The following is a 16,122-nucleotide window of genomic DNA, read 5'->3' as shown; positions in this document are numbered from 1 at the left end:
GTAGTCGGGTATGGCCGAACGCAACCATGGCTGCCAGCCCGGACGCGTCTTTTTCGCCACGGCGCAAAACGGCAAGCGCCGTCGCAAACAGCGCAAGGATGACAGCGCGGTTTCGCTAGTGATACACCTCGCGCGCCGAGGCGGGGATGCCCGGCCGCAAATCCGCGAAAGCTACTGGCGCGAGGCCTGAAACGTGAAGAAATACTCGGTATTCGCCATTGCCCGGGAGGCCATGCGCGGCCACAAGGGCTGGGAAGAGCAGTGGACGTCGCCCGAGCCGAAGAAGGAATACGACGTCATCATCGTCGGCGCCGGCGGGCATGGCCTGGCGACGGCCTATTATCTGGCGAGCAAGCACGGCATCACCAACGTCGCGGTGCTGGAAAAGGGCTGGCTCGGCGGCGGCAACACCGGCCGCAACACCACCATCATCCGCTCCAACTATCTCTATGACGAAAGCGCCGGCATCTACGACCATGCGCTGAAGCTGTGGGATGGGCTGAGCCAGGAGCTCAACTACAACGTCATGTATTCGGCGCGCGGCGTCATGATGCTCGCGCACAACGTCCACGACGTCCAGGTGTTCAAGCGCCACATCCATGCCAACCGCCTCAACGGCATCGACAATGAATGGCTGACGCCGGAGCAGGCGAAGGAATTCTGTCCGCCGCTCAACATCTCCAGGGACGCGCGCTATCCGGTGATGGGCGCCGCGTTGCAGCGGCGCGGCGGCACGGCGCGGCACGACGCGGTCGCCTGGGGCTATGCGCGCGGCGCCTCGGCGCGCGGCGTGCACATCATCCAGAACTGCGAGGTCACCGGCATCAAACGTGCGGCCAATGGCGCGGTCAGCGGCGTGGAGACGACGCGCGGCTTCATCGGCGCCAAGAAGGTCGGCGTGGTCGCGGCTGGCCATTCCTCCGTTATCATGAACATGGCCGGCGTGCGCATGCCGCTCGAAAGCTATCCGCTGCAGGCGCTGGTGTCGGAGCCGATCAAGCCGGTCGTGCCCTGCGTGGTGATGTCGAACACCGTGCACGCCTATATCTCGCAGTCGGACAAGGGCGAGCTGGTGATCGGTGCCGGCACCGACCAGTATGTCTCCTATTCGCAGACCGGCGGCCTGCACATCTTGCAGCACACGCTCGACGCCATCTGCGAGATGTTCCCGATCTTCACGCGCATGAAGATGCTGCGCTCCTGGGGCGGCATCGTCGACGTGACGCCCGACCGCTCGCCGATCCTGGCCAAGACGCCGGTCCAGGGCCTCTACGTCAATTGCGGCTGGGGCACCGGCGGCTTCAAGGCGACGCCGGGCTCGGGCAACGTCTTCGCGCATACGATCGCCAAGGACGACCCGCACCCGATCAATGCGCCGTTCACGCTCGAGCGCTTCCGCACGGGACGCCTCATAGACGAGGCCGCCGCGGCCGCGGTGGCGCACTGATGTTGGCTCAGCCGCTTTGCTTTCACTCGGCCGGTGCGCGCGCCGGTCACGGCAAGTTCTAGGATCACCCAGATGCTTCTCATCCGCTGCCCCTATTGCGAGGAAGATCGCCCGGAACTCGAGTTCCGCAATGCCGGCGAGGCGCATGTCGTGCGCTCGGCCAACATTGCCGGCGAGAGCGACGACGATTTCGAGAAATTCTTCTTCATCCGCGCGAACCCGAAGGGCGTCATCTATGAGCGCTGGCGGCACATCCATGGCTGCGCGCGCTTCTTCAACGCGGTGCGCGACACCGTCACCGACAAGTTCGTCATGACCTACAAGGCCGGCGAGCCGAAACCGGCGAAGCTGCCTGGAGCCTCGAAATGAGCGCCGCATTCCGTATCTCCGGCGCCGGCCGCCTGAAGCAGGCCAAGACCGCGTCCTTTAGCTTCGACGATAAGTCTTATTCCGGCATTGAGGGTGACACGCTCGCCTCGGCGCTGCTTGCCAATGGCGTGCATCTGGTCGGCCGTTCGTTCAAATATCACCGGCCGCGCGGCTTCCTCTCGGCCGGCGCGGAAGAGCCCAACGCGCTGGTGCAGATCGTGCGCGACGATGCGCGCAAGACGCCCAATGTGCGCGCCACCGTGCAGGAGCTCTATGACGGGCTGACCGCCAATTCGCAGAACCGCTGGCCGTCGCTTGCCTTCGATGTCGGCGCCGTCAACGACATCGCCTCACCGATGTTCTCCGCCGGCTTCTACTACAAGACCTTCATGTGGCCGAAGTGGGCCTGGAAGGATCTCTACGAGCCGAAGATCCGCGCTGCGGCGGGCCTCGGGGTTTCACCGGAGAAGCCGGATCCGGACCATTATGCCGCCCGCTACGCGCATTGCGAGGTGCTGGTGCTGGGAGGCGGCGCCGCCGGCATTGCCGCTGCCCTTGCCGCGGCCGAGGCTGGAGTCAGGGTGATCCTCGCCGACGAGCAGGCCGAATTCGGCGGCAGCCTGCGCTTCGAGAGCGGCGCCAGGATCGACGGCCAAGACGGTTATGCATGGGCTCAAAGCGCGATCGCCAAGCTCAGGGCGATGGACAATGTGCGCGTGCTGTCGCGCACGACTGCCTTTGGCTATTACGCGCAGAACTTCGTCGGCCTGGTCGAGCGGGTCAGCGACCATCTCAAGAACCCGGGACGCGAGCTGGCGCGCGAGCGCTTGTGGCAGGTTCGCGCCAAGCGCGTCGTCATCGCCACCGGCGCCATCGAGCGCCACATGGTGTTCGCCAACAACGACCGTCCGGGCGTGATGCTCGCTTCGGCGGCGCGCACCTACCTCAACCATTATGGCGTGGCGGTCGGCAGGAATGTCGGCGTCTATACGGCGAACGATTCCGCTTACGCCGCCGCGATCGATCTCAAGAAGGCCGGCGTCAATGTCGCGGCCATCGTCGACCTGCGCGACAATCCCGCCGGTCCGGTGATCGACGAGGCGAGGGCGCTTGGCATCGAGATCAATTTCGGCCGCGCCGTTGTCAGCGCCGGCGGCAAGCTGCGCGTGTCGTCGATGACGGTGCAGCCGAAGAATGGCGGTGGCGAACGAACGATCCCGGTCGACGCGATCCTGATGTCGGCAGGCTGGACGCCGTCGGTGCATCTGTTCTCGCAGTCGCGCGGCAAGGTCGCCTTCAACGACGAGACCAGACGCTTCGTGCCCGGCACCTATGCGCAGGACTGCGTCTCGGTCGGCGCCTGCAACGGCACGGACGGGCTGGACGCGACGATCGACGAGGCCTACGCGGCCGGCGCCAAGGCGGCGAAGGAGGCCGGCGGCAAGGTTGGCAAGGGCGCCAAGCCGAAGGTCGACGCCGGCGAGAGCTGGTCGCGCGGCATGCTGGGCGCTGGCCCCGGCGCCGGGCCGGGCACCACGGTCAAGGCCTTCGTCGATTTCCAGAACGATGTCACCGCCAAGGACATCCGCCAGGCGGTGCATGAAGGCATGCACTCGATCGAGCACGTCAAGCGGTTCACCACGAACGGCATGGCGACCGACCAGGGCAAGACGTCGAACATGCATGGCTTGGTGATCGCCGCCGAGGAACTCGGCAAGCCGATCCCGCAGGTCGGCCTCACCACATTCCGCGCGCCCTACACGCCGGTGACGTTCGGCTCGATCGTCGGCCACGCGCGCGGCGCGCTGTTCGACCCGACGCGCCGCACGGCAACGCATGGCTGGGCGGCGTCGCAAGGTGCTGTGTTCGAGGATGTCGGCCACTGGAAGCGCGCCTGGTATTTCCCGAAGCCCGGCGAGGACATGCATGCCGCCGTCGACCGCGAATGCGTGACGGTGCGCAAGGTCGGCGGCCTGTTCGACGCCTCGACGCTCGGCAAGATCGAAGTGGTCGGGCCGGACGCGGCGAAGTTCATGGAGCTGCTCTACACCAACCCGTGGGAGAAGTTGGAAACCGGCCGCTGCCGCTACGGCATCATGCTGCGCGAGGACGGCTTCATCTATGACGACGGCGTCGTCGGCAGGCTGGCGCCGGACCGCTTCCATGTGACGACGACGACCGGCGGCGCGCCGCGCGTGATGAACCACATGGAGGATTATCTCCAGACCGAGTTCCCGCATTTCAATGTCTGGCTGACCTCGATCACCGAGCAATGGGCGGTCATTGCCGTGCAAGGGCCGAGCGCGCGGAAAATCATCGAACCGTTGGTTGAAGGTATCGACATGTCGGACGAGGCGATGCCGCATATGTCGGTGCGCGAGGGCAAGATCTGCGGCGTGCCGACGAGGCTGTTCCGCATGTCCTTCACCGGCGAGCGCGGTTTTGAAGTGAACGTGCCTGCCGATTACGGCGAGGCGGTCTGGGAAGCGCTGTGGGCCGAAGGCCAGAAACATGGCGCGACTGCTTACGGCACCGAAGCGATGCATGTGCTGCGCGCCGAGAAGGGCTACATCATCGTCGGCCAGGACACGGACGGCACGGTGACGCCGAACGATGCCGGGCTCGACTGGGCGGTCGGCAAGAAGAAGACCGATTTCGTCGGCATTCGCGGCCTGACCCGGCCGGACCTCGTGGCCAAGGGCCGCAAGCAACTCGTAGGCTTGAAGACCAAGGATCCGAAGGTCGTGCTGGAAGAGGGCGCGCAGATCGTCGCGGATCCGAAGCAGCCGATCCCGATGAAGATGATCGGCCACGTCACCTCCAGCTACTGGTCGGAGAATTGCGGCCGCTCGATCGCGCTAGCGCTGGTCGCCGGCGGTCGCGACCGCATGGGTGAGACGCTCTACGTGCCGATGCCGAAGGGCACGATCGAGGTGGAGGTCACCGGCATGGTGTTCGTCGACGAGAAGGGAGAACGCCTCAATGGCTAAGGCCGCCGCCAAGACAAAAGCCGCCGCCGCTTCCGCTTCCGTCGAGCGGCGGCCGGCACTCGCCGGCCGCACGGTCTCGGCGCCAGGCGTGAAGGTGGAGATGCTGCCGCCGGCCGAACGCATTTCGCTGCGCGCGCCGCAGGCTTCGGCCGCAGCACTTTCCAAGGCGCTCGGTGTGACGCTACCGGCCAAGCCGAAGACCTCGGCGACCAAGGACGGACGCACTGCGCTGTGGCTTGGGCCGGACGAATGGCTGATCATCGACGAGGCGGACAACGATCCGCTCGCCGACTGCGCCAAGGTGACGGCGCTGCATTCGGCGGTCGGCATCTCGCACCGCAATGTCGCAATCTCGGTCACCGGGCCAGCGGCCTCGATGACGGTCAATTCGGGCTGTCCGCAGGACCTGTCGCTCGAGGCGTTCCCGGTGGGTGCTGCCTCCCGCACCATTCTCGGCAAATCCGAGATCGTGCTGTTGCGCACCGCGGCCGATGCGTTCCGTGTGGAGTGCTGGCGTTCCTTCGCGGACTATGTCTTTACTCTACTGTCGGAAGCGGCGAGCGACGCGGCGAACTAATCTTTGCGCCACGCTATCCGAAGGGATGCGGCGTGGCAGGAACCATCGCCGATCCAGCCCGTTCTTGCGACTTGAGGGAGACCGCGATGCCATCCAAATCCGCGCCGAAATCGCCCAGGAAGAGTTTGGCCGTCCGTTCGCTGGAGCGCGAGCAGCATCGCGAGGTCGAAGAAGAGGAACTCGAGGAAGGCCTCGAGGACACGTTTCCGGCCAGCGACCCGGTGTCGATCACCAGCAGCGCCATCCCCGGCGCGCCGGCAAAGCCGGGCAAGGCCAAAACCGTGGCTGGAACGAAGCCGCGCAAGAAATAGGCCGGGGTAGATTTCTCAAGGCGACAGGTAAAACGAAAAGGGCGGCCAAGTGCCGCCCTTTTCGTTGATTGTGCCAATAGTGCTTACAGGCCGGGCACGAACCACGGGCTGACGTCGATGCCGAGGCGCGGGCTCTTGGTCTGGGTCTTGCTGGCGTCTGCCTTTTCGACCGAGCCGGTCGCGGTGCAATCAAGAACCACATTGGCGTTGGTCTGGGCGCAGGCAGCCGGGGCATGCTTGACCGGCTGGTTCGTGCCGGCAAAAGCGGCGCCCGAGAAAGCCAGAACGGCGGCGAGGGTAAGAATGGTCTTCTTCATTTTCCGTCTCCAGTCATCTCTTTTCGTACGCGTACAATGAAGCGTACACATACGGCGCCCGGAAACGGAATTCAAGAGGAAATCTGTACGCGTACGACAACTTTTTTTGAACATGGGAGCTCGCCATGGCGAATCAAGCCGATGGTGGCGCAGAAAACAGCTGTGGCGATCAGCAGCCGACCGGGGTTTCGGTGAGCGGCGGGATTTCCTGCTGCGACAGCGAGGCCATCATGAAGTTGCACATGCGCTTCACGTAGGTCTCGGGGTCGCCGAAAGGATAGAAGGGAAAGGTGATCAGCAACGAAATCGTGCCATGGCCGACCGTCCACAGCATAGTGGCAATAGCGCGCGGGTCGCCCTTGAGCCTGCCGGCGGCAACGCAGGCCTCGACGCGTTTGATCAGCACTTTCATGGCCGGGTTGCCCTCTTCCATGTCCTCGTAGCTGCGTCCTTCGGGCAGCTTGGTCTTTTCGGTCATGAAGACGGTGCGGTATTCGTTGGGATTGCCGAGCCCGAAAGCCGCATACTCGGTCATCACCGCCTGCAGCGCCTCGATCGGGTCGTCCGCGGGGTGCTCCTCGATGCGGCGGGCGAGCGTCTCGAAGGCGTCCTCGGCCAGCGCGAAGAGAATGTCCTGCTTGTCGGCGAAATAGGAATAGACCGACATCGGCGCGTAGCCGACGCGCTTGGCCAGCTTGCGGATGGTGAGGCCCTCATAGCCCTCTTCCTGCACCAGCTTGTGAGCCGCCGCGACCAGTTCGGAGCGAAGCTCCGCCTTCTGTTTTTCGCGGCGTTTCTGAACGCTCAGCGTCAATGTCCGCTGCCTTTGTCGTTGGTTGCCCGACGAAATTATATACGCTGTACGGAAACGGGCAAGAGAGCGTTCCGGTTCCGCAACGTCCGTTCAAGCTCTTCGGTTAACGCGATTGCGGACGCAAGCCGTTCCCCGGCATGCTCAAATGGCGCCAATGCCGCCGTCGAGCGCCAGCGCGTGACCGGTCATGAAGGAATTGGCAGGGTCGGCAAGGAACAGGACACCGGTGGTGATCTCGTCGACCTCGCCGACACGCTTCATCGGCACGCCGCGCGTGAGCTCGGCAAGCGCTTCGGCTTCGGGTGCTCCTGTGAAACGCACGAAGCCGTCGACCATCGCCGTGCGGGTGTGGGCCGGGCAGACGGCGTTGATGCGTATCCCTTTGCTGGCATATTCCACGGCGGCCGAGCGCGTCAGCCCGACGACGCCATGCTTGGCGGCGGCATAGACCGAAAGTTTCGGCGCGCCCGATAGACCGGCGACCGAGGCGATGTTGACGATGACGCCGCCCTTGCCGCTTTCCCTGAACTGCCGTTCCAACTGAGGAATCTGGTGCTTCATGGCATAGAAGACGCCGAGCAGGTCGACCTCGACCACGCGGCGCGCTTCCTCCGAGGTGACCTGCGGCAGGCGCACGAAGTTGTGTACGATGCCGGCATTGTTGACGGCGATGTCGAGCCGGCCGAATTTCTCGACGGCCAGTTGCACCAGATCCTCCGAGAGCTTTTCGTCGGTGATGTTGCCGGCAAGGTGAGCGGTCTCGGCGTCGAGCGTTGCCGCAAAATCGCCGAGCGCCGCCTCGTCGAGATCGGAGAGCACCAGCCGCGCCCCTTCGGCGGCGAAGGCCTTTGCCGCGCCGCTGCCAAGGCCGCCGGTCGCGCCGGTGACCAGCACCGTCATCCCATCGAAACGGCCCATCGCTCAGCTTTCCTTTCTTCAGTTCTTCCCGCCGCTCAGCTCCGCCGCGAGTATCGCGATCAGCTTAACCGCTTGCCCGTAGGTCTTTGCCTTTTCCGGATTGGAGGCGTTGCCGTCCAGCGCGCGGCGATAGACGCCCTGGCAGATCGCCGCCAGCCGGAAGAATGAGAAGGCGAGGAAGAAGGTCCAGTTGTCGATCTTCCCGATGCCGCGCCGTTTGCAATAGGCTGCGACATAGGCCTCCTCGGACGGCAGGCCGGCAGCGGCGCGGTCGACGCCGCCAAGGCCGCGAAAGCCCGAGGCATGCGGCAGGCGCCATTGCATGCATTGATAGGCGAGGTCGGCGAAGGGGTCGCCGAGCGTCGACAGCTCCCAGTCGAGCAGCGCGATGACTTTCGGCGCATCGAGCGCGAACATCATGTTGTCCAGCCGGTAGTCGCCATGGACAAGCGAAACGCGGCCGTCATCGGCCGGTATGTGGGTTTCGAGCCACGCAATCAGCCTGTCGATATCGGCTATGGTTTCGGTTTCGGAGGCCCGGTATTGGCCCGTCCAGCGCGCGAGCTGGCGCTCGAAATAGCTGCCGGGCTTGCCGAAATCGCCAAGGCCGGCGGCGCCGATATCGACATCGTGCAGGGCGGCAAGCGTCGCGTTCATCGCATCGTAGATCGCGGCACGCTCTTCATTGCCGGAAACGTCAGGCAGCGACGGATCCCAGAAGATGCGGCCGTCGAGATATTCCATGACGTAGAACATGCGGCCGGTCGGGGAGTCTTCGCCCGACAGATGCAGCATGCGCGGCACCGGCACAGCCGTGCCGGCAAGCGCCTGCATGACCCGGAATTCACGGTCGACCTGATGCGCCGATTTCAGCAATTGCCCCGGCGGCTTGGCGCGCAGCACATAGCGGCCGCTGGCGGCGGTCAAAAGATAGGTCGGATTGGATTGCCCGGATTTGAATTTTTCAATCGCGGACAGGCCGGTAAAACCCGGGATATGCGCCTCGAGATAGGACGCAAGCGCCGCCTGGTCTATGGCACCCGCCCCGCCGCTCATGCGTTCTCGGGCTGGCGCTCGATCAGCGTCAAGGTCAGCCAACGCGCCGTCAGCGCCGGCTTCTTCGAGCCTTCGATCTCGATGGTCACATCATGCGCCGTCTGCACCCAGCCGGACGGCCGCACCTTGACGTCCGCCAGCACGAAGCGGGTGCGGATGCGCGAGCCCGTCTTCACCGGCGCCAGGAAACGCAGCGTGTCGAAGCCGTGGTTGACGCCCATCTTGGTGTTTTCCAGCGGCGGCATGGTCTCGAAGGTCATTGCCGACAGAAGCGACAGCGACAGGAAACCATGCGCGATGGTACCACCGAAGGGCGTTTCGCGCTCGGCACGCTCCGGATCGCAATGGATGAACTGGTGGTCGTCGGTCGCATCGGCGAACTGGTCGATCATGCGCTGCGTCACCGTTCGCCAGGGCGAGACGCCGACCTCCTTGCCGACGCTTGCCACAAGCGTATCGAGACTGATCGGTTCCACGCTGATGTCCTCCGCACCCCCGCCCGGATTACGATTCCTCGAACCGGGCACCTTATTCCTTGAACAAAGTCATTCCATGCTGCACCGACTGGCCGCCGTCGATCGGCAGGATGGCGCCGGTGACATAGCTGCCGGCTCGGCTGCACAAATAAAGCGTTGCGCCGGCAATGTCATCCGCCACGCCGATGCGGCCGAGCGGTACATGGTTACCAACATGTTTCGCCTGCTCCTCGGTCGCGGTGGCAAACGCCGTCATCCGGCTCTGGAAAGGACCGGGCGCAAAGGCGTTGACGGTGATGCGGCGGGCCGCGAACTCGATCGCCAGCGTGCGCGTCAAATGATGCACCGCCGCTTTCGAGGCCGCGTAGGAATAGGCATCGTCGGCCAGCGGCTGGGTACCCATCACCGAGCCGAGATTGACGACGCGGGCAGGATCCTCGCTGCTCGCCGCGGCATCGAGCAACGGCAAGAGCTCCCGCGTCAGGTGGAAGACGGCGGTGACGTTGACGCCGAACACCTTGGCCCAGGCGTGGTAAGGGAAATCCTGCAGCGGCGCGCCCCAGGAAATGCCGGCATTGTTGACCAGGATGTGCAGGCGCTCCGTGTGCGCCTTGACCTCGGCGACCAGAGCGGCGATGCCCGCTTCGCTGGACACGTCGCCGGCAAAGCCCTCGGCGTGGCCGGAGCCGCCGAGCGCGTTCAATTCGTTGGCGACTTTGACGCAATCCTCGCCCTTGCGCGAGGCGATCATCACATGGGCGCCGGCGCGCACCAGACCGGTCGCCACCATGCGGCCGATACCGGTCGCAGCACCTGTCACCAGCGCGGTCTTGCCGGCGACCGAGAACAGCTTGTCCAGATAGCTCATCGTGTTTCTCCGCATCCTGCCCGGCCGAGGACTCGCGTTGACAAGGCTAGCCGAAGTACGGTCATCCTTGCCACGGGTAAAGATTTATCTTCGGAAAGGCCGGAAGCGATGACGGACATGAATCTCGGTATGACCGAGCGGCTGAAGCCGATCCACCAGCGCGTGGCGGCGATGGTGCGCGACGAGATAGCGCCGCTCGGCGAGGAATTTCTCGCCGAGATCGGCAAGGGCGGCGACCGCTGGTCCTATACGACCAGGCAGACGGAAATCCTCGAAGGCTTGAAGAAGACGGCGCGCGAACGCGGCCTGTGGAACTTCTGGCTGACCGATTCCAAGCGCGGCTATGGCCTTTGCACCGTCGAATACGCCTATCTGGCGGAGGAGATGGGCAAGGCGCATCTCGGCGCCGAGACCTTCAACTGCTCGGCGCCCGACACCGGCAACATGGAAGTGCTGGAGCGCTACGGATCGGAAGCGCACAAGCGGGACTGGCTGGAGCCGCTGTTCGAGGGCAAGATTCGCTCGGCCTATCTGATGACCGAGCCTGACGTCGCCTCCTCGGATGCGACCAACATTTCGATGCGCTGCGAGCGGCACGGCGACGACTATGTGCTGAACGGGGAGAAATGGTGGGCTTCCGGCGCGGGCGATCCGCGCTGCGCCATCTATATCGTCATGGTCAGGACCGGATCGGACGAAGAGCCGCAGCATCGCCGGCATTCGATGATCCTGGTGCCTTCCGACAGCAAGGGCATCACCAGGCTGCGGCCCATGCAGGTCTATGGCGACGATGACGCTCCGCACGGCCATATGCATCTGAGATTCGAGAATGTGCGGGTGCCGGCGGCGAACCTGATCCTCGGCGAGGGCAGAGGTTTCGAGATCGCGCAGGGGCGCCTGGGGCCTGGCCGCATCCATCACTGCATGCGCGCCATCGGCCAGGCCGAGATGGCGCTGGAGATGCTGTGCCAGCGTTCGGTGCGTCGCGAGGCCTTCGGCCAGTCGCTGGCCAAGCTCGGCGCGAATTTCGACATCATCGCCGAATGCCGGATGGAGATCGAGATGGCGCGGCTGCTGTGCCTCAAGGCCGCCTGGATGATCGACCAGGGCGACGCGCGCGCCGCCGCGCCCTGGATCAGCCAGATCAAGGTGGTGGCGCCGCGCGTCGCGCTGAAAGTCACGGACGAGGCGGTGCAGATGTTCGGCGCGCAAGGCATCAGCCAGGATACCCCGCTCGCCCGCTCCTGGACGCATCTGAGGACGCTGCGGCTGGCCGACGGGCCGGACGCGGTGCACCGGCGGCAGGTGGCGCGCACGGAACTCAGGAAATACACTCAGGAAAAAGTCTGACGATCATGACGCTTCCATCGCAAATGCGGGGGTTGCTGCTTGTCGGCGACGGTTACACCAGGACGCCTTCGGCCGCAGCGCTCGAAGTGATGGAGCCTTACCTCCAGCCCGGCACCTTAGGCGTGCCGGCGCCTGGTCCGACCCAGGCGCTGATCAAGGTCAACCTCGCTTCGATCAATCCGTCCGACATCGCCTTCATCAAGGGCCAGTACGGCCAGCCGCAGGTCAAGGGCCGGCCGGCGGGTTTCGAGGGCGTCGGCATTGTCGTCGCCACGGGCGATGATCCCTATGCAAGGAGCCTCGCAGGGAAACGCGTCGCCTTCGCCACCGGCGTGTCGAACTGGGGCGCCTGGGCGGATTATGCCGTCGCCGAGGCGGCGTCCTGCATCCCGCTCATCGATACGGTGCGCGACGAGGACGGCGCCGCGATGATCGTCAATCCGTTGACGGCCTTGGCCATGTTCGACATCGTCAAGCAAGAGGGCGAAAAGGCCTTCGTCATGACCGCTGGCGCCAGCCAGCTCTGCAAGCTGATCATCGGGCTGGCGAAGGAGGCGGGTTTCCGGCCGATCGTCACGGTGCGTCGCGACGAGCAGATCCCGCTTTTGAAGGAGCTCGGCGCCGCCCATGTGCTCAACGAGAAGGCGGCGGATTTCGAGGCGGCGCTGCGCGAGGCGATGAAGGCTGAGCAGCCGCGCATCTTCCTCGACGCCGTCACCGGCCCGCTGGCTTCCGCCATCTTCAACGCCATGCCGAAACGCGCGCGCTGGATTGTCTATGGCCGGCTCGACGCCGAGCCGACGGTGATCCGCGAGCCCGGCCAACTGATCTTCCAGCACAAACGTGTCGAAGGTTTCTGGCTGGCCGAATGGATGCGCCAGTTCCGCGACAGGCTGGGTCCGGCGGTGCTGGAAGCGCAGAAGCGCTTTTCCGACGGACGCTGGTCGACCGACGTCACGGCGGTGGTGCCGCTGGACGAAGCGATGGCGCGGCTGCCGGCCGAGCTCGCCAAGCCCAGCGGAAAGGTGTTCATCAAGCCGTAGGCACCCCCCAGGCGCCGATCGCAGCTGTTCAGGCCACGGCGGCCAACGCCTTGAACACAAAGCTGTGATCGACAAGGTGGCGGCGGAAAAACGCCGCTGTTGCGCCGTCCTTTGCCCCGGCGCCGGTAACAGTCACGCTCGTATGTTCTATTTCATTTCGATGTGATATCTCGCCGGCGCTGAAGGCCAGGCGGCGATGGGAACGCCATCCTGGTCGGAACGCGGGGTGCGCTATGACGGAAACCAAGCCGGTTTTCGACCGTTTGGGGTTTTGGCTGTGGATCGGGTCGTTTCTGATTGTGCTTGGCCTGGCGCTATGGTCGCCCGATACCCGTTCGGTGGTCTATATCTACAGACATGGCAGCGAAGCTTTCCTGAGCCGTGAACCGCTGTATCACGTCCAGGCCGCGATGGGGTATCTCTACGCGCCCGCCTTCGCCGCCCTTTACGTTCCCCTGGTGAAGCTCGGGCCGCATCTGGGCAGCGTTTTGTGGCATGTGCTGGGCTTCGGCGCGCTGACTTTCGCCGCAATGCGTCAGGTGCGCAAGGTCGACGGCCAGGAGCAGACATGGCTGGTGTCCTTCGGCCTGTTCCTTGCCTTGCCGATGGCGCTGGCGGCGCTTCGCAACGGCCAGGCGACGATCCTGCTCACCGGGGCGTGCTGGTTTCTCACGCTCTCGGCGCTCGAGGGGCGCCGAGCTGAAAGCTTCTTCTGGGCCACGCTTGCGGTCATAGCCAAGCCCACGGCGATCATCATGCTGCTTCTGGTGGGAGCGCTGCGTCCCCGGCTGATACCGGTGCTGGTGCTGGCGGTGCTCGTCGTGCTCGCCGTCCCCTACGGCTTTGCGCCCGCGGACTACATCAACGCCCAGTACCACGATTTCTTCCGCATGCTGACGTCGATGACGATCGACCCAACCGGTCCCTTCGTTCCGGCCGACTTCACAGCGCCTTTCACGCGGTTTGGGATGCCGCTGTCCGAAGCCGAGGCGACGATCGTGCGCGTCGTCGCGGGGTTGCTTACGCTTTGGGCGGTGCTCCAGTTGGACCGCAGGCTGGACTCCAACATCGGCGGACTGGCCATATTCCTCATTGCGGCGTTCTACATGTGCGTCTTCAATCCGCGGGTCGAGCAGAACACCTATGCCATGGTGGCGGTGCCAGCCGGCCTTTCCATCGCCCTGGTGTGGCGGGAGAAGGAACACGCGGTCATGCGCTGGTTGCCGGCGATACTCCTCTTCGTTACCGGACTGACCAGTGTCGATCTTCGGCTGCACGCTCTTTTCCACTTGTGGCTGTGGCCAATCAGCACCAGCATAGTCGCCTGCATGCTTGTCGCCTGGTTCTGGGGGCGAGGCAGGGACAAAGTGCCGACCCCCGGAGCCGTCGCGCATGGCTGAGATGCTCGACGTTATCGCGCCGTTTTTCAACGAGGCCGAATCCGCGATCGCCTTCGTCGAGTTGCTCGACAGGCTGGAAGCGGCCGTGGCCGAGCGCTTCGGCATGACCGTCCGCAAGATACTGATCGACGACGGCAGCCGCGACGGCAGCGCCGAGACATTCGCTGCGGCGTTGTCGGGCTCGTGGGAGATCGTGCGGCTCAGCCGCAATTTCGGCAAGGAAGCGGCGGTGCTCGCCGGCCTCGATCATTCCCGCGGCGACATGGTCCTGATCATGGACTCCGACCTCCAGCATTCCATGGATATCAGCCTGAGGATGATCGGCGAGCTGGTCGAGAATCCCGAAATCGATGTCGTCTACGCGCAGAACGACCGGCGCGAGGGCAGCTGGCGGCGCAGCCAGCTGGCGCGGCTCTTCTACAGGCTGATCAACAGCAGCCAGCGCTTCGATATTCCCGAGAATGCCGGAGACTTCCGTGTCATGCGCGGCGCGGTGGCACGTGCCTTGACCAGCGTGCGCGACAAGCGGCGTTTCAACAAGGGCCTGTTCGCCTGGGCCGGCTTCCGCCAGAAGGCCGTGCTTTACTCGCCGGAAAACCGCTCCGGCGGCACGTCGAAATGGACCAGGTTCAACCTGATCGCGTTCTCGCTTGAAGGGTTCACCTCGTTTTCCGTGATCCCGCTGCGCGTCATCAGCCTCATCGGATTGCTCGCGGCATTCGCAGGTCTCGCCTATGGCGTGAAGGTGCTGTTCGAGGTGCTGTTCTACGGCATCGCCGTGCCAGGCTACCCCAGCATCATGGTCGCCGTCGTGCTTTTTGGAGGCCTCAACCTGGCGCTGCTCGGCCTGATCGGCGAGTATGTCTGGGTCACGCTCAGCGAAAGCAAGGACCGGCCCGTCTACATCGTGCGCGACGTGTTGCATGGCAATGCCGCCGAGCAGGTAGTCGCCGACAAATGACCAGGTCGATCCGTCTGATCGCCGACGACTACGGGCTGGCGCCGGGGGTATCGGGTGCGATCCTCGACCTCATCGAGCGTGGCCGCTTGACCGGAACCAGTTGCATGACCGGCTTTCCCGAATGGGAAGACGCGGCGGCGCGTATCAGGCCGTTCCGTCGAAGCGCGGCCGTCGGGCTGCACCTGACCCTGACCGATCAGATAGCCGTGACCGGATTGTCCAGCCTGGCGCCGGACGGCAAGTTGCCCGGGCTTGCCTCTCTTGCGTTGCCGGTGCGGCGCGAGCGTATCGACGAGCGGGATGTTCATGCCGAGCTCGACGCCCAGTACGACCGCTTCGCCGAAGCGCTGGCCGGCCCGCCCGACCACATCGACGGACACCAGCACGTGCACTTCCTTCCGGCGGTGCGGAATTGGCTGCTTGCCCGTTTTGGGGAAAGTGCGCGCAGGCCGGCGCTGCGAGGCGCGCCGGGACTTCCCGGCCTGGACGCGGCGGCGGCCAAGATCGCGGCGATCGCGACGCTGGCCGTGGGCTTCAACAGATCGATGCAACGGGCGGGCTTCAGCCTCATGACGCCGCTTTCCGGCATCTATGACTGGCGGAAGCCGGAGAAATTCGCTTCGACGCTGCACGCCGCGATCGACACGTTGCCCGAACAAGGGGTGTTCATGTGCCATCCGGGCCGTGTCGATGACATGCTGCGCGCTCGCGACCCGATGCAAAGCGTGCGCGAGGTCGAATTTGACTTTCTAACGTCAGACGATTTCGGCATCAGCCTCAAGCGGGCCGAAGCCCGTGTCATGGACGGCAATACATGAGCGGGGCCGGCCAGCCGCGGCGTTCGACCGGCAACAAGATCGTCCGTTTTGCCTTGGTCGGGCTGGTGAACACCGGCATCGACCTTGCCGCTTTCTTCCTGCTGCTCGAGCTCGCGGTGCCGGCTTTGGCCGCCAATGTCGGCGCCTGGTTCATCGCCGTGCTCTTCTCCTTCGTGGCGAACGGCTTCTGGTCGTTCGAGCGGGACCCGAATATCCGGCTGCACCATTCCTTCCTGCGCTTCGTCTCGCTTGGAGCGCTGATTTCGCTTGGCGTCTCCAGTCTCTCGATCGCCGTCCTGGCCGGGGCCATCGGCGTGTCGCCGGCCAAGATCATTGGCGTCGTGGTGGCGGCGGTGCTGAACTTCCTGGCGGCGCGCTGGTCGATCGAAGGCCGGTTGTCGAGGTAG

18 protein-coding genes are annotated in these 16,122 nt (G+C 64.7%); 12 read left to right on the top strand and 6 right to left on the bottom strand.

Features of this window, described 5'->3' with window-relative positions; genetic code table 11:
- The first annotated feature begins 10 nt into the window (after nucleotides 1-10).
- The 6 genes from FJW10_RS20645 (at nucleotide 11) to FJW10_RS20620 (ending at nucleotide 5,694) form a co-directional block, all read left to right on the top strand.
- Nucleotides 11-190 carry a hypothetical protein gene (locus tag FJW10_RS20645; RefSeq protein WP_140901433.1) on the top strand — a complete coding sequence of 60 codons (180 nt, stop codon included), beginning with the start codon at nucleotides 11-13 and terminating at the stop codon, nucleotides 188-190.
- Nucleotides 191-193: 3 nt separating this feature from the next.
- Entirely contained in the window at nucleotides 194-1,447 is a 1,254-nt protein-coding gene (locus tag FJW10_RS20640; protein WP_140827234.1) for a sarcosine oxidase subunit beta, read from the top strand.
- 72 nt (nucleotides 1,448-1,519) lie between these two features.
- A complete protein-coding gene (locus FJW10_RS20635; protein ID WP_140827237.1) occupies nucleotides 1,520-1,816 on the top strand; it encodes a sarcosine oxidase subunit delta in 297 nt (98 codons plus the stop codon).
- Nucleotides 1,813-4,806, top strand: coding sequence for a sarcosine oxidase subunit alpha (locus tag FJW10_RS20630; protein ID WP_140901432.1), 2,994 nt, complete (start codon nucleotides 1,813-1,815; stop codon nucleotides 4,804-4,806). The genes FJW10_RS20635 and FJW10_RS20630 overlap by 4 nt, the downstream gene beginning before the upstream one ends.
- Nucleotides 4,799-5,383 (top strand): sarcosine oxidase subunit gamma, encoded by a 585-nt coding sequence (locus tag FJW10_RS20625; protein WP_140901431.1) that lies wholly within the window; start codon nucleotides 4,799-4,801, stop codon nucleotides 5,381-5,383. The genes FJW10_RS20630 and FJW10_RS20625 overlap by 8 nt, the downstream gene beginning before the upstream one ends.
- An 86-nt stretch (nucleotides 5,384-5,469) precedes the next feature.
- Nucleotides 5,470-5,694: a hypothetical protein gene (locus FJW10_RS20620; protein ID WP_140827249.1), complete on the top strand. Its 225-nt coding sequence runs from the start codon at nucleotides 5,470-5,472 to the stop codon at nucleotides 5,692-5,694.
- A gap of 83 nt (nucleotides 5,695-5,777) precedes the next feature.
- Here FJW10_RS20620 and FJW10_RS20615 read toward each other — a convergent pair whose 3' ends face one another.
- From FJW10_RS20615 to FJW10_RS20590, 6 genes are all read right to left on the bottom strand, one after another.
- Entirely contained in the window at nucleotides 5,778-6,011 is a 234-nt protein-coding gene (locus FJW10_RS20615) for a DUF680 domain-containing protein (RefSeq protein ID WP_140827253.1), read from the bottom strand.
- 169 nt (nucleotides 6,012-6,180) lie between these two features.
- The gene (locus FJW10_RS20610) at nucleotides 6,181-6,825 is read right to left on the bottom strand and encodes a TetR/AcrR family transcriptional regulator (RefSeq protein WP_140827257.1); all 645 of its coding nucleotides are present in this window, start codon (nucleotides 6,823-6,825) and stop codon (nucleotides 6,181-6,183) included.
- Nucleotides 6,826-6,966: 141 nt separating this feature from the next.
- Nucleotides 6,967-7,743 carry an SDR family oxidoreductase gene (locus tag FJW10_RS20605; protein WP_140901430.1) on the bottom strand — a complete coding sequence of 259 codons (777 nt, stop codon included), beginning with the start codon at nucleotides 7,741-7,743 and terminating at the stop codon, nucleotides 6,967-6,969.
- Between the two features lie 18 nt (nucleotides 7,744-7,761).
- Nucleotides 7,762-8,799 carry a phosphotransferase family protein gene (locus FJW10_RS20600; RefSeq protein WP_140901429.1) on the bottom strand — a complete coding sequence of 346 codons (1,038 nt, stop codon included), beginning with the start codon at nucleotides 8,797-8,799 and terminating at the stop codon, nucleotides 7,762-7,764.
- Nucleotides 8,796-9,281, bottom strand: coding sequence for a MaoC family dehydratase (locus tag FJW10_RS20595; RefSeq protein WP_281405136.1), 486 nt, complete (start codon nucleotides 9,279-9,281; stop codon nucleotides 8,796-8,798). Before FJW10_RS20595 ends, FJW10_RS20600 begins: the two co-directional genes overlap by 4 nt.
- A gap of 46 nt (nucleotides 9,282-9,327) precedes the next feature.
- Nucleotides 9,328-10,143 (bottom strand): SDR family oxidoreductase, encoded by an 816-nt coding sequence (locus tag FJW10_RS20590; protein ID WP_140901428.1) that lies wholly within the window; start codon nucleotides 10,141-10,143, stop codon nucleotides 9,328-9,330.
- A gap of 108 nt (nucleotides 10,144-10,251) precedes the next feature.
- Between FJW10_RS20590 and FJW10_RS20585 the strand changes: the two genes are divergently transcribed.
- From FJW10_RS20585 to FJW10_RS20560, 6 genes are all read left to right on the top strand, one after another.
- On the top strand, nucleotides 10,252-11,493 hold the full coding sequence (locus tag FJW10_RS20585) for an acyl-CoA dehydrogenase family protein (RefSeq protein WP_140901427.1): 1,242 nt from the start codon (nucleotides 10,252-10,254) through the stop codon (nucleotides 11,491-11,493).
- Between the two features lie 5 nt (nucleotides 11,494-11,498).
- Nucleotides 11,499-12,536 carry a zinc-binding dehydrogenase gene (locus tag FJW10_RS20580; protein WP_140901426.1) on the top strand — a complete coding sequence of 346 codons (1,038 nt, stop codon included), beginning with the start codon at nucleotides 11,499-11,501 and terminating at the stop codon, nucleotides 12,534-12,536.
- 233 nt (nucleotides 12,537-12,769) lie between these two features.
- Complete coding sequence (locus FJW10_RS20575; RefSeq protein WP_140901425.1) at nucleotides 12,770-13,936, top strand: glycosyltransferase 87 family protein; 1,167 nt, start codon at nucleotides 12,770-12,772, stop codon at nucleotides 13,934-13,936.
- The gene (locus FJW10_RS20570) at nucleotides 13,929-14,897 is read left to right on the top strand and encodes a glycosyltransferase family 2 protein (RefSeq protein WP_140901424.1); all 969 of its coding nucleotides are present in this window, start codon (nucleotides 13,929-13,931) and stop codon (nucleotides 14,895-14,897) included. The genes FJW10_RS20575 and FJW10_RS20570 overlap by 8 nt, the downstream gene beginning before the upstream one ends.
- Nucleotides 14,894-15,715, top strand: coding sequence for a ChbG/HpnK family deacetylase (locus tag FJW10_RS20565; protein WP_140901423.1), 822 nt, complete (start codon nucleotides 14,894-14,896; stop codon nucleotides 15,713-15,715). Before FJW10_RS20570 ends, FJW10_RS20565 begins: the two co-directional genes overlap by 4 nt.
- Nucleotides 15,712-16,122 (top strand): GtrA family protein, encoded by a 411-nt coding sequence (locus tag FJW10_RS20560; protein ID WP_140901422.1) that lies wholly within the window; start codon nucleotides 15,712-15,714, stop codon nucleotides 16,120-16,122. The genes FJW10_RS20565 and FJW10_RS20560 overlap by 4 nt, the downstream gene beginning before the upstream one ends.

It is taken from the genome of Mesorhizobium sp. B4-1-1, assembly GCF_006439375.1.
In the GTDB taxonomy this organism is placed as follows: Bacteria; Pseudomonadota; Alphaproteobacteria; order Rhizobiales; family Rhizobiaceae; genus Mesorhizobium.
The sequence above is the reverse complement of the archived record's forward strand: the minus strand, read 5'-3'. Positions and strand labels throughout refer to the sequence as shown.